Source organism: Rhizobium sp. G187 (assembly GCF_051549525.1).
GTDB lineage: Bacteria > Pseudomonadota > Alphaproteobacteria > Rhizobiales > Rhizobiaceae > Allorhizobium.
The window spans coordinates 479,045-491,676 of sequence record NZ_JBPUGM010000003.1 but is presented as its reverse complement, the minus strand read 5'-3'; the positions used below and the strand labels follow the sequence as shown (position 1 = coordinate 491,676).

The following is a 12,632-nucleotide window of genomic DNA, read 5'->3' as shown; positions in this document are numbered from 1 at the left end:
TCCACGACAGGGGCGCTCTTTAGTTTCCGGCCAGCACCAGGATCATCGGCTTCTTCGGCAAGGTCCGCATGGATACCGTGAAGCCGCTGTTCTGAGACACCTGCTTGTCGTAGCGGTCATCGAACATGCCAAGGAAGCTGTCGATGATCGCTCCGCGCCGATGCATAGGCAGCACAAGCGATGAGCGCAGCCGCTCGATCGTCCGGCTCATGCTCTCGGCCCCCATGGTGAGCCCGCCATCCACGGGCACCATCACGATATCAAGGCGGCCGATCTCACCGTAATGCGCGTCGGTCAATTCGTGATGCAAATGCCCGAGATGCCCGATGCAGAGCCCCGCCACTTCGAAGATGAAGATGGAATTGCCATTCGGCTCGAAGGCACCGCCCCAACTGCGGATGTCCGTCGCGACATTGCGAACATAGGCATCACCGACAACCAGCGCATGTTTAGCCGGTTCACCCGGCTGCGCCTCATTCCACCCCTGCAGCACATTCGTGATCGCGGGATCGGGGTTCATCGTGTAGTGGCTGGAATGCGCCTTGTTCATCGTCACGACATCAGGCGTGCGAGACGTTCGAAGCCATCCGTTGAAATCTGTGGCGATGGAGATGCCGCCCGGTGTATCGATCTGGAAGGTTGAATGACCGACGAAGGTGATGACCACGTCTTCCTGCAATTGCACGGGCGTGGCGAAAACGGGGCTGCCTGAGGGCGGCGGCGTGAAATTGGCATACTGGACCGACGGTAGGCGTTCCGCGATCAATTGACACTGGCTGACCTGAGGCCGCGCCTCCTGCGCCCCGACGCCACCCGCCGCCATCAGCAAACTCAAGCCACTCAGCACCAGTCTCAGCATCATGCCGCTCCCGAACCGTCTGTGTCGATGGCATGGAGCATGAGCCAGCCGGACGAAGGCGTAAACCGCCCGCAGCACGCGCGGTCGTCACTTTGGCGTTATTGAGAAACGGTCTTCTGCCGGATGTGCGGGCCAATCAGGCCCAGAAATCCGGAATGGTTTCAGCCAGCCGCGGCCCAATGCGAAGCGGCGCAATCTTTTCGGCAAGACCGGTGCTGTCGGAGATTTCGACACCCACGCCGCAAATGGTTGCAGGCCCGCTTGCCGCTTCGAAACGTCCCTTCGGCATCTTGGAGATGAACCGGTTGAGTGGTTCTTCCTTTTCCATGCCGAGCGAGGAGTCGTAATCGCCGCACATGCCGGCATCCGACATATAGGCCGTGCCGCCGTTCAGGATCTGGTGGTCGGCCGTCGGCACATGCGTATGCGTGCCAACAACGAAGCTGGCACGGCCATCGACGAAATGGCCAAAACACTGCTTCTCACTGGTCGCTTCCGCGTGGAAGTCGAAGACGATCACGTCGGCCTGCTCCTTCAGCGGGGCGGCCGCAAGAATGCTCTCCGCCGACTTGAAGGGATCGTCGAGTTCGGGATGCATGAACACCCGGCCCATGATGTTGGCAACGAGCACGCGCGCGCCATTGCGCGCATAAAAAAGGCCGGACCCCTTGCCGGGCGTGCCGGCCGGATAGTTCGCCGGCCGCAGGAACTGGTCGTGGCGCGTACAGAAGCTGACCGCTTCCTTCTGGTCCCAGACGTGATTGCCGGTCGTCACCACATCGGCGCCGGCATTGATCGTTTCGAGATAGATGTCCTCGGTAATGCCGAACCCGCCGGCGGCATTTTCCCCGTTGACGATGACGAAATCCAGCTTGAGGTCGGAGATCAAGCCTGGCAGTCGCTCCCAGACAGCCGTCCGTCCGGTCTTGCCCACCATGTCACCGAGAAAAAGCAGTCGCATCGTTCGTCCAATCACACCTTGAATGTTCTGAGGCCGCTTTCCGTCAGCACGGCCTCAAGCCGGACGTCATGCGCTTCCGCCGGCACTTCTGCCACCTCCTGACAGTCGAATGCAATGCCGATCAGCCGCGGATGCCGGCCTTTTTCCCTCAAACGGGCGATTGCACGGTCATAATGTCCCGCGCCATAGCCGATCCGATGCCCCGAGGCATCGAATGCCGAAAGCGGAACGAAGAGCAGATCCGGGTCAAGGACAGCTGCCTCGGCACCCGGGCCCCGGGTTCCGAACCCGGTATCGACCAGTTCCGCACCGGCCACAAGTTCGCGGAAGACAATCGTTTCCTTATCAATCACCACAGGAAGGCAGAGGCGCGCACCCCGCGCCTGCAGACGCGCCATCAGGGGGCGAATGTCGGCTTCAGAGCGGATCGGGAAAAAACCTGAGACGACAAGACCCGGTTCAAGCCGGATCGCATCACCGGCGCGTTCTGCCATGCCAAGGCTCAACTCGAGCCGTGATGTCGCGTCAATTGCGTCACGCAGGGCCAACCGTTCCTTGCGGATGGCAGCCTTCAAAACACGTTTTTCGTTCATTCCTCTCTCCGCAAACCCCATAACCCCCATATCTAGGGAGGCCAAAACACCAAAATATCAGAAAATGCCGTTTATCAAGTTTGGCCGGCAGCCTCTTGAAAACCAACGATTAACAGCACCCCTCTAAACTAAGGGAGAATTCATCCTCATGAGGACCACGTCATATGACACTATTCTCCCGTTTCGGCATCACCAAGACGATCGCCGTCACGACCGTGATGATCCTGGTCGCATCGCTCGGCGCCGTCTCCTGGGTCATCTCCGGTCATATTCAGCAGCGCATCAAGGAAGATGCAATCGCCAACCAGGACACCAGCCTGCGTGTGGCAGCCACCATCATCAGCCGTGACCTGCCCGGCGCCCAGATCACCTGGGGCAGCGACGGCAATGTCACGCGCATCGTGATGGACAGCATTCCCGCCGAGTTCACCGATCACACGATGATCGACACCATCGGCCGCATGACGGGTCAGACGGCGACGATCTTTGCCTGGGACGCTGCCAGCAAGGACTTCTGGCGCCGGACCACGAACATCATCAAGCCGGACGGCAAGCGCGCTGTCGGCACGGCGCTTGGCCAGACCGGCGCGGTCTATCCGTTTGCCACCAAGGGCGAGACCTATCGCGGCGAAGCCGTGATCCTCGATGTTCCCTACTACACCATCTATCAGCCGATCTTCTCGCCGAAGGGCGACGTCCTCGGCATTCTTTACGCCGGTGTCCGTTCTGCTGACATCAACAGCATTGCGACCCAGATGACGAATGCCATCGCCATCACGGCGCTGATTGTTCTGATTTTCGCTGCTGTCCTTATCTCGCTCTTTGTCCGCCAGATCGTCGGCGCTCTCCCGCGTCTGACGGCGGTTGCCAATCGCCTGGCCGGTGGCCAACTCGATACGGTTGTCCCGGACACGAACCTGAAGAACGAAATTGGTGATCTCGCCCGCTCGATCGACGTGTTCCGCGAAAGTGCGATCCAGAAGATCGAAATCGAGCGTCGCGCCGCTGAAGCGACAGCCCATGGCGAACAGGAGCGCATCGAGCGCGAGCGCGCCAAGGCCGAAGACGCACGCCTGCTGCAGGAAGCCGTTGAAGCGCTGGCCAGCGGCCTGCACAAACTGAGCGATGGCGACCTCACGGTTCGCATCAACCAGACCTTTACCGGCAATCTCGACAAGCTGCGTCTCGACTTCAACAACTCGGTCGAAAAACTGTCCACCACCCTCTCCGATATCCGCACGGAGACCATGGGCATCGAGGCGAGTTCTTCGGAAATGCGCTCGGCCAATGACGACCTGTCCAAGCGCACCGAGCAGCAGGCCGCCTCGCTGGAAGAGACCTCAGCAGCACTCGAAGAGATCACCTCGACCGTCCGTGGCTCGTCCACCAAGGCTGATCAGGCCGCACAGATCGCCGCGCTGGCCCGCAAGAGCACCGAAAGCTCGAGCAAGGTCGTGTCCGACGCGATCGAAGCCATGAGCCGGATCGAGCAGGCTTCGAGCGAAATCTCGAAGATCATCAACGTCATCGATGAAATCGCCTTCCAGACCAACCTGCTGGCGCTGAATGCCGGCGTTGAGGCCGCACGCGCCGGTGAAGCCGGCAAGGGCTTTGCGGTCGTTGCCCAGGAAGTTCGCGAACTGGCACAACGTTCGGCGAATGCCGCAAAGGACATCAAGACGCTGATCACCAAGTCCGGTGAGGCCGTTGCCGGCGGCGTTTCGCTCGTCCAACAGACGGGCTCGGCACTCAGCGAGATCTCCGGTCAGGTTGCCTCGATCAACGAGCACATCTCGGCCATCGCATCTGCCGCCCGCGAGCAGTCGACGGCGCTGCACGAGATCAATGGCTCGGTGAACCACATGGACCAGTTCACCCAGAAGAACGCCGCCATGGTGGAAGAAGCGACGGCAGTCACGCATCGTCTCGCCGAAAGCGCCCGCAACCTTTCCGGCCTCGTCACCCAGTTCCGCATGCAGGACGCCGGTTTCCGCCAGATGCCGGCAGCGCAGGCTCCGGCCCGTGCCCCTACTCCGGTCAGCCAGCCGGTTCGCCCCACGTCCGCGCCACGCGCTGCAGAAAGTGCCGCCCGCCCGGTCAACTCCCCTGCCCGCAAGATGGTCGGCACACTTGCCAAGGCCTTTGGCGGCGGCGGAGCGGCGGCAGCGACCAGCAGCCCGGACAGCTGGGAAGAATTCTGAGCCTTTCTGGCCCTGAAAAACGAAAAGCCGTCGCGAGCAATCGCGGCGGCTTTTTCGTTGAATTCGGATGAAGAGGTAAAAGTGCGATCCACGGCAACCGATGGAGATTTACGATCCTGGGTGCCTACAAACGTAGGTGGGCGCCATATGTCCAAGCCCACGGGCCTGGTCAGGGACAGCTCCCTTTGGATCGAGTATGGCCCCAGGGATTGTGGTTCCTGTCGAGAGGCGCAGACCGCTTCAGAGATATAGGCGCTTCGCCTGCGTCGCGCCAGACCCGCGTGACAATTCCTTGATCAGTTTTCTTGAGCGGTCGCGACAGGACGCTGGGTGAGCTTGCGGGTGATGCCGTTCAATCTGTCCGCAAGTTCGGCGACCGCACGCGCCACCTGCTGGTCACGCTGCACAGCACCGGTCAACACGGTATCTCGACCGTCGCGGAAAGCGGCAAGCTCGGCCTCAGCCGCTGCCAACCGCCGATTGACCTCGGACAATTCGTCCATGACCATTATGCCGGACATCACCGTCAGCCTGAGGTCACCGATCTCCCCGAACTGCCCCTTCAGATGGCTGACATAACGATCGAACTGTCCGGCCAGTGTCGTGAGGTGCTCTTCCTGCCCCTCTTCACAGGCCATGCGATAGGCCTTGCCGTCTATCGTGACTGTTACCTGGGCCATCGGCAATCCAACTCTTCAATCAAAAGCGGCACCGTGGCACCGCCCCTCCAACACTGACTGCCGCACATATGGCAGTCGCGGATCACCGGTCCAACACGGCCCGGATCGTTTCCATGGCCGTCACGAGACGGCGCGAAACCTCGCGATTGACTTCTTCCAGCCGGTTCGCCCGGAACTGGGACTCATCCAGCTCATGCGCCAGCTGCGAGCGATCCGCATGCACCCGGCGCACTTCACCCTCGACTTCGCGGCCCTCGCGCTCGGCTTCGAAACGCATGTCCACGGCATTCTCTAGCCCGGCCACCGCCTGACGAAGCGCGTTCAGCGCGGCATCGACCGGATTGTCCGTCGGCATTGTCTCGCCCCAGTCCCGTTATTCTTGTTGCGCCAGACGAATCGTTGTCGCCCCAGGCGTCGATCTTGCCGGGACAGTAAGCCCCGTGATTGCCGTGCGTCAATAAACCGCCCGTCTGCGATACCAGCCAATTCTGTGGAATATTTGGGTGGATCATCTGATCGGTGAAAGAAATCTCGCCATGCACAGAGAAGAGGCAGTTCATGCTTTTTGCGCCTCACAAATGCCCACACGCTGGGGCTTTTGTTGACTTGCGCGATGCACCTGATAAGGATCAGCCCCGTTCAGACGGCCTGCCATGACAGGCCGTGTCTCGCAGCCCCGGAACAAGCGGAAAAGCCATGATTTCTCCCGAAAAACATCAGCGGATGGCAAATGCGATCCGTTTCCTTGCCATGGATGCAGTGGAAAAGGCCAATTCTGGTCACCCCGGCATGCCGATGGGCTGCGCCGATGTCGCGACTGTCCTCTTCACCCGCTATCTGAGCTTCGACCCGAAGAACCCGCTCTGGCCTGACCGCGATCGTTTCGTGCTGTCGGCCGGCCATGGTTCGATGCTGATCTATTCGCTCCTCTATCTTACGGGATATGAGGACATGACGATCGACGACATCAAGGCCTTCCGCCAGCTGGGCGCCAAGACCGCCGGCCACCCGGAATATGGTCACGCCTCCGGCATCGAGACGACCACCGGTCCGCTCGGCCAGGGCATTGCGACAGCCGTCGGCATGGCCCTCGCAGAAAAGAAGCTCGCCAATGAATTCGGCTCCGAGCTGCAGAACCATTACACCTATGTGCTTGCCGGTGACGGTTGCCTCATGGAAGGCATCAGCCAGGAAGCGATCACGCTTGCCGGCCACCTTAAGCTCAACAAGCTGATCGTCTTCTGGGATGACAACGGCATTTCGATCGACGGTGCCGTCTCGCTCGCCGACTCGACCGACCAGCATGCCCGCTTCCGTTCGGCCGGCTGGAACACCATTGCCATCGATGGTCACGATCCGGAGGCCATTGCCGCTGCCATCGAAACCGCCAAGGCCTCCGACAAGCCGACGATGATCGCGGCCAAGACCGTGATCGGCTTCGGTTCGCCGAACAAGGCCGGCACCCACAAGGTTCACGGCTCGCCGCTCGGCGCCGATGAAATCGCTGCGACCCGCAAGGCGCTCGGCTGGGCCGACGAAGCTTTCTCGATCCCGGCCGACGTGCTCGATGCCTGGCGCCTGTCCGGTCTGCGCTCCACCAAGATCCGGAAGGACTGGGAAGCGCGCCTCGCTGCCGCCGATGCCGACAAGCGCACGGAATTCAACCGCCGCTTCGCCGGTGATCTGCCTGGCACCCTGTCCGGTGCGATCGACGCCTACAAGAAGAAGCTCGCCGACACCAAGCCGAACATCGCCACCCGCAAGGCCTCCGAGGATGCGCTGGAAGTGATCAACGGCGTTGTTGCCGAAACGCTCGGCGGTTCTGCCGACCTGACCGGCTCGAACAACACCAAGACGAGCCAGACCAAGTCGATCACCCCGACCGACTTCTCCGGCCGCTACCTCCATTACGGGATCCGCGAGCACGGCATGGCAGCCGCCATGAACGGCATCGCCCTGCATGGCGGTCTGATCCCGTATTCCGGCGGCTTCCTGATCTTCTCGGACTATTGCCGTCCGTCGATCCGTCTGGCGGCCCTCATGGGCATCCGCGTCATCCACGTCCTGACCCATGATTCCATCGGTCTTGGCGAAGACGGCCCGACCCACCAGCCGGTCGAGCACATGGCAGCGCTACGTGCCATCCCGAACCTGATGATGTTCCGACCGGCAGACGCCACGGAAACCGTCGAGTGCTGGCAGGTTGCGCTCGAACATAAGGATCGCCCATCCGGCATCGCCCTGACCCGCCAGAACCTGATCCCGGCCCGCACGGAATACGAAGAAAGCAACCTCTGCGCCAAGGGCGCCTATGAGCTGATCTCGGCCAGCGACGCCAAGGTCTCGATCTTCGCCTCAGGCTCCGAAGTGGAAATCGCGATCAAGGCCCAGCAGCAGCTGGAAGCCAAGGGTATTTCCGCCCGCGTGGTTTCCGTGCCCTGCTTTGAGCTCTTCTTCGAGCAGGATGCAGCCTATCAAGAAGCGATCATCGGCAAAGCACCGGTCAAGATCGCCGTTGAAGCCGGCATCCGCATGGGCTGGGATGCGATCATCGGTTCCACCGGCACATTCATCGGTATGAAGTCCTTCGGTGCTTCTGGCCCGGCCAAGGAGCTCTACAAGCATTTCGGCATCACCTCGGACGCTGTCGTTGCGGCAGCCGAAGCGAAGCTCGCCTGACACCATCCCGCCAGGGCGTCCCCCGGGACGCCCTGACCTGCCTCTTTAGCCATCTATTCAATTCGGGAGTGTATTCATGACTGTGAAAGTTGCCATCAACGGCTTTGGCCGTATCGGACGTAACGTTCTGCGCGCCATCGTCGAATCCGGCCGCACCGACATCGAAGTCGTCGCGATCAACGATCTCGGCCCGGTCGAGACCAATGCGCACCTGCTGCGCTACGACTCGATCCACGGCAAGTTCCCGGCATCGGTTGAAGTCTCCGGTGACACCATCATCGTTGGCGGCGGCAAGCCGATCAAGGTCACCGCGATCAAGGATCCGGCAACGCTTCCGCATGGCGAACTCGGAGTCGACATCGCCATGGAATGCACCGGCATCTTCACCGCTCGCGACAAGGCTGCCGCTCACCTGACGGCCGGCGCCAAGCGCGTCATCGTCTCGGCCCCGGCCGACGGCGCCGACCTCACCGTCGTCTTCGGTGTCAACCACGACAAGCTGACCAAGGATCACCTGGTCATCTCCAACGCCTCCTGCACGACGAACTGCCTGGCTCCGGTCGTCAAGACGCTCGACGATGCCGTTGGCATTGACCACGGCTTCATGACCACGATCCACTCCTACACGGGTGATCAGCCGACGCTCGACACCATGCACAAGGATCTCTACCGCGCCCGCGCGGCAGCGCTCTCCATGATCCCGACATCGACCGGTGCCGCCAAGGCCGTCGGCCTCGTCCTGCCGCACCTGAAGGGCAAGCTGGACGGCACCTCGATCCGCGTTCCGACCCCGAACGTCTCGGTTGTCGACTTCAAGTTCGTCGCCAAGAAGAACACCACCGCACAGGAAATCAACGACGCCATCATCGCTGCCTCGAACGGCGCTCTGAAGGGCATCCTCGGCTACACCGACGAGCCGCTGGTCTCCCGTGATTTCAACCACGACAGCCACTCGTCGATCTTCGCCCTCGACCAGACCAAGGTGCTCGAAGGCAATTTCGTCCGCATCCTGACCTGGTATGACAACGAGTGGGGCTTCTCCAACCGCATGTCGGACACGGCAGTAGCGCTGGCCAAGCTCATCTGATCGGTTCGATCGACAAGACCTGCGAAAAGCCGCCCTTCCGGGCGGCTTTTCTGTTTCTGCGTCGCGCTTGTCGCGGAACAAACGGGACCCGGCGTCGCCCCTATTATTTTTCAAACGCCGATTAAAAATTTTAGTTTCGCCCAAGTATCATCACGATCGTCTCTGATAGTCTCCAAGCCATTCGGCAGGGGTAAATGACACCGCCATCTTGTAGCGCCTCCAGTGAGGCATGTGGGTATTCCGGCTCGGCGGCCGGAGTGAGTGGTGAGGCATGGGTGCCATTCTTCGGCATCAGGGTATGAGGGCAAGGGATTGGATGCGTTTTATGCAGTCACACTAGTGGCCACAGCACTCGTGCTTCTGGCCGCCTTTTCGAGCCTCATTGCTTTTCGCTTCGGTGCACCTCTTCTTCTTCTCTTTCTGAGCATCGGCCTGGGTGCCGGCGTCGATGGTCTTGGCATCCGTTTCGACAATTTCGGCCTTGCCTATGTCATCGGTTCCCTGGCGCTCGCGGTAGTTCTTTTCGATTCGGGCTATGGCACGTCACTGCAGTCCTTCCGGCTCTCGGCGGCCCCTGCCCTCACCATGGCAACCCTCGGCGTTCTACTGACGACCGGTCTTGTCGGGGTCGCAGCTGCGCTGCTGTTCGGCTTCACATATCCGGAAGGCTTTCTGCTGGGCGCGATCCTGGCCTCGACCGATGCAGCCGCCGTCTTCTTCCTCTTGCGCATCGGCGGCATCAATATCCGCGACCGGGTGCGCTCGGCCCTTGAGGTCGAATCGGGCACCAACGACCCGATGGCGATCTTCCTCGCCATTGCGCTGGTCGACCTGATTGCCAGCGGCAACGGCACGGAAGGCCTGTCACTCAACCTTCTCCTGCTCTTTGTCGAGCATATGGGCATCGGCATGGTCATGGGCCTTGCTGGTGGCGTGCTGATCGTCTTCATTCTGCGCCGCATGCATATCGAGCAAGGTCTGGCCCCGATCTTCATGCTGGCGCTATCGCTGATGATCTTTTCCTTTACCGGCCTCATCGGCGGCAGTGGCTTTCTCGCCGTCTATGTCGCGGGCATCTATGCCGGCTCGCGCAAGCTGCCGTCCACCGTCGCGATCAGCCGCTTTCAGGATGGCATGACCTGGCTTGCTCAGATCGTCATGTTTCTCGTGCTCGGCTTGCTGGCGACACCATCGCAGTTTCCGGCCATCCTTCTGCCGGCGATCCTTCTCGCGCTTTTCCTGATGTTCATCGCCCGGCCGCTTGCCATCTGGCTCTGCCTGCTGCCTTACGACTTCACCCAGCGCGAGACGGGCTTCATCGCCTGGGTCGGCCTGCGCGGCGCTGTGTCGATCCTCCTCGGCATCGTGCCGGTCATCGGCAAGATGGAAAATGGCGAAGTCTTCTTCAACACGGCCTTCATCGTGGTGATGATCTCGCTTGTCCTGCAGGGCTGGACGATCAAGCCGCTGGCCAAGCGTCTCGGCCTCATCATCCCACCCCGTATCGGTGCCATCGACAAGGTCGAGCTCGATCTGCCCGGCAGCGCAAATCACGAACTCCTTGCCTACCGTGTCGTGGCCGGCAGCCCCGTCTTGCGCGGTGAGCGCATTCCCCGCTGGGCCATGCCCTCGCTGGTTATTCGCGACGGCAAGTCGATGCGCTACCAATATGCCGGCCGCCTGCGCGAGAATGACCAGGTCTATCTCTTCATCGCGCCGAGCTATTCGAAACTGCTCGACCGGCTCTTCGCCTCGGAAGTGCCGGTGGAAGAAGACGACGGCGAATTCTTCGGCACATTTGCCATCTCACCCTCCACTCTGGTCAAGAATCTCGACGAAGCCTATGGCCCGCTCTCGATCTCCGATGCCGAGCGCGGCAAGACGGTGACGGAAATGATGACCCAGCGCGTCGGGGGACGGGCAGACTATGCCGACCGCGTCCGTCTTGGCCCCATCGTTCTGATCGTGCGCGATATCGACGAGAACGGCCACATCTCGTCGGTTGGTGTCTCGCTCGAACCGGTGGAACCGGCAACCACCTGGCCGATCTTCCTCAACATCCGCGAACTCGCCCATGCGGTGCGCGACCACCTGCGCCAGAAACGGGCGCTGGCACGCGCGGCCCGTCAGGCCGAAAAATGAGAAGCCGCGCCTTGCGCCGTCACATCAGCGGTGTAAGGTCCGGCCCGTCAGCCCCATTCAACAGCTTTTCACGACGGGTATATCCATGCCGGCTTTCAAGACACTCGACGACCTCACCGACATCGCAGGCAAGCGCGTCCTTGTCCGCGTAGACCTCAATGTTCCCATGACAGACGGCAAGGTCTCGGACACAACCCGCATCGAACGCGTCGCACCAACCATCAAGGAACTCTCGGAAAAGGGCGCAAAGGTCATTCTTCTTGCCCATTTCGGTCGTCCGAAGGGTGAGCCGGTTGCCGACCAGTCGCTCTCGCTGATTGCGCCATCCGTCGAAGCCGTGCTCGGACAGCCCGTCGCTTTCGCTGCAGATTGCATCGGCGCCCCGGCTGCCGACGCCATCGCCAAGATGGCAAACGGTAACATCCTGCTTCTGGAAAACACCCGCTTCCACAAGGGCGAAGAAAAGAACACGCCCGAATTCACCGCCGAACTGGCGAAGAACGGCGACCTTTACGTCAACGACGCCTTCTCGGCTGCACACCGCGCCCATGCCTCGACAGAGGGCCTCGCCCACCACCTGCCCGCCTATGCCGGCCGCACCATGCAGGCCGAGCTCGAAGCCCTGGAGAAGGGTCTCGGCCAGCCTGAGCGCCCGGTCGTAGCCATCGTCGGTGGCGCCAAGGTCTCGACCAAGATCGACCTGCTGTCCAACCTCGTCACCAAGGTCGATGCACTCGTGATCGGCGGCGGCATGGCCAACACCTTCGTCGCCGCCCAAGGCATCGATGTCGGCAAGTCGCTGTGCGAGCACGACCTCGCAGACACCGCCCGCGCGATCATGGAAACGGCAAAGACCGCCGGCTGCGCCATCGTGCTGCCGGTTGACGGCGTCGTTGCCCGCGAGTTCAAGGCCAATGCCGCCAATGAAACGGTCGATATCGGCGCGATCCCTGCCGATGCCATGATGCTGGATGTCGGCCCGAAGTCGGTTGAACTGATCAATGGCTGGATCGAGAAGGCCTCGACGCTCGTCTGGAACGGACCGCTCGGCGCATTTGAAATAGCACCCTTCGACACGGCAACCGTGTCCGCGGCCAAGCATGCCGCTGCGCAGACACGCGCTGGCAAGCTGGTTTCGGTTGCTGGCGGTGGCGACACAGTCTCAGCGCTTAACCATGCAGGCGTTGCAGACGACTTCTCCTATGTGTCGACCGCAGGTGGCGCCTTCCTCGAATGGATGGAAGGCAAGGAACTGCCAGGCGTTGCAGTCCTGACCAAGGGCTGAGCCGAGGCGCAAACCGCCTTTTCTCCAAGCCCTGTCTCCATAACGTGAACCGCGTACCGAAAGGTGCGCGGTTTTTTCTATGCGGGATCGCTCACCGCCAGCCTCAGGCTTGGGAACCCAACAGCGTTCGGCGCTTTGTAGCCGG

10 protein-coding genes and 1 other RNA gene are annotated in these 12,632 nt (G+C 61.3%); 5 read left to right on the top strand and 6 right to left on the bottom strand.

Annotated elements, in window-relative coordinates; translation table 11 throughout:
* Window positions 1-19: 19 nt before the first annotated feature.
* The 3 genes from ACSV9I_RS11515 to ACSV9I_RS11505 form a co-directional block, all read right to left on the bottom strand.
* The gene (locus tag ACSV9I_RS11515) at window positions 20-862 is read right to left on the bottom strand and encodes an MBL fold metallo-hydrolase (RefSeq protein WP_438328982.1); all 843 of its coding nucleotides are present in this window, start codon (window positions 860-862) and stop codon (window positions 20-22) included.
* A 133-nt stretch (window positions 863-995) separates the two neighbouring features.
* Window positions 996-1,820 carry a TIGR00282 family metallophosphoesterase gene (locus ACSV9I_RS11510; protein ID WP_054157165.1) on the bottom strand — a complete coding sequence of 275 codons (825 nt, stop codon included), beginning with the start codon at window positions 1,818-1,820 and terminating at the stop codon, window positions 996-998.
* An 11-nt stretch (window positions 1,821-1,831) separates the two neighbouring features.
* Window positions 1,832-2,413: a 5-formyltetrahydrofolate cyclo-ligase gene (locus ACSV9I_RS11505; RefSeq protein WP_438328981.1), complete on the bottom strand. Its 582-nt coding sequence runs from the start codon at window positions 2,411-2,413 to the stop codon at window positions 1,832-1,834.
* A gap of 164 nt (window positions 2,414-2,577) precedes the next feature.
* Between ACSV9I_RS11505 and ACSV9I_RS11500 the strand changes: the two genes are divergently transcribed.
* On the top strand, window positions 2,578-4,614 hold the full coding sequence (locus ACSV9I_RS11500; protein WP_438328980.1) for a methyl-accepting chemotaxis protein: 2,037 nt from the start codon (window positions 2,578-2,580) through the stop codon (window positions 4,612-4,614).
* A gap of 81 nt (window positions 4,615-4,695) precedes the next feature.
* Here the strand turns inward: ACSV9I_RS11500 and ssrS are convergent.
* The 3 genes from ssrS to ACSV9I_RS11485 form a co-directional block, all read right to left on the bottom strand.
* A non-coding RNA gene (ssrS, locus tag ACSV9I_RS11495) (6S RNA) lies at window positions 4,696-4,854 on the bottom strand.
* A 56-nt stretch (window positions 4,855-4,910) separates the two neighbouring features.
* Complete coding sequence (locus tag ACSV9I_RS11490; RefSeq protein WP_054157162.1) at window positions 4,911-5,294, bottom strand: cell division protein ZapA; 384 nt, start codon at window positions 5,292-5,294, stop codon at window positions 4,911-4,913.
* Between the two features lie 82 nt (window positions 5,295-5,376).
* Complete coding sequence (locus ACSV9I_RS11485; RefSeq protein WP_054157161.1) at window positions 5,377-5,649, bottom strand: DUF4164 domain-containing protein; 273 nt, start codon at window positions 5,647-5,649, stop codon at window positions 5,377-5,379.
* A 341-nt stretch (window positions 5,650-5,990) separates the two neighbouring features.
* Here ACSV9I_RS11485 and tkt point away from each other — a divergent pair, with 341 nt between their 5' ends.
* The 4 genes from tkt (at window position 5,991) to ACSV9I_RS11465 (ending at window position 12,487) form a co-directional block, all read left to right on the top strand.
* Complete coding sequence (gene tkt, locus ACSV9I_RS11480; protein ID WP_438328979.1) at window positions 5,991-7,973, top strand: transketolase; 1,983 nt, start codon at window positions 5,991-5,993, stop codon at window positions 7,971-7,973.
* Between the two features lie 76 nt (window positions 7,974-8,049).
* A complete protein-coding gene (gene gap, locus ACSV9I_RS11475) occupies window positions 8,050-9,060 on the top strand; it encodes a type I glyceraldehyde-3-phosphate dehydrogenase (protein ID WP_438328978.1) in 1,011 nt (336 codons plus the stop codon).
* Between the two features lie 312 nt (window positions 9,061-9,372).
* Window positions 9,373-11,202, top strand: a complete 1,830-nt coding sequence (locus tag ACSV9I_RS11470) for a potassium/proton antiporter (protein WP_438328977.1) — start codon at window positions 9,373-9,375, stop codon at window positions 11,200-11,202.
* An 85-nt stretch (window positions 11,203-11,287) separates the two neighbouring features.
* Complete coding sequence (locus tag ACSV9I_RS11465; protein WP_438328976.1) at window positions 11,288-12,487, top strand: phosphoglycerate kinase; 1,200 nt, start codon at window positions 11,288-11,290, stop codon at window positions 12,485-12,487.
* Window positions 12,488-12,632 lie beyond the last annotated feature (145 nt).

Excerpts from the sequence above, each read along its gene's own strand:
- ACSV9I_RS11515 (WP_438328982.1), bottom strand. The coding sequence starts at position 862 with ATGATGCTGAGACTGGTGCTGAGTGGCTTGAGTTTGCTGATGGCGGCG.
- ACSV9I_RS11510 (WP_054157165.1), bottom strand. The coding sequence starts at position 1,820 with ATGCGACTGCTTTTTCTCGGTGACATGGTGGGCAAGACCGGACGGACG.
- ACSV9I_RS11505 (WP_438328981.1), bottom strand. The coding sequence starts at position 2,413 with ATGAACGAAAAACGTGTTTTGAAGGCTGCCATCCGCAAGGAACGGTTG.
- ACSV9I_RS11500 (WP_438328980.1), top strand. The coding sequence starts at position 2,578 with ATGACACTATTCTCCCGTTTCGGCATCACCAAGACGATCGCCGTCACG.
- ACSV9I_RS11490 (WP_054157162.1), bottom strand. The coding sequence starts at position 5,294 with ATGGCCCAGGTAACAGTCACGATAGACGGCAAGGCCTATCGCATGGCC.
- ACSV9I_RS11485 (WP_054157161.1), bottom strand. The coding sequence starts at position 5,649 with ATGCCGACGGACAATCCGGTCGATGCCGCGCTGAACGCGCTTCGTCAG.
- tkt (WP_438328979.1), top strand. The coding sequence starts at position 5,991 with ATGATTTCTCCCGAAAAACATCAGCGGATGGCAAATGCGATCCGTTTC.
- gap (WP_438328978.1), top strand. The coding sequence starts at position 8,050 with ATGACTGTGAAAGTTGCCATCAACGGCTTTGGCCGTATCGGACGTAAC.
- ACSV9I_RS11465 (WP_438328976.1), top strand. The coding sequence starts at position 11,288 with ATGCCGGCTTTCAAGACACTCGACGACCTCACCGACATCGCAGGCAAG.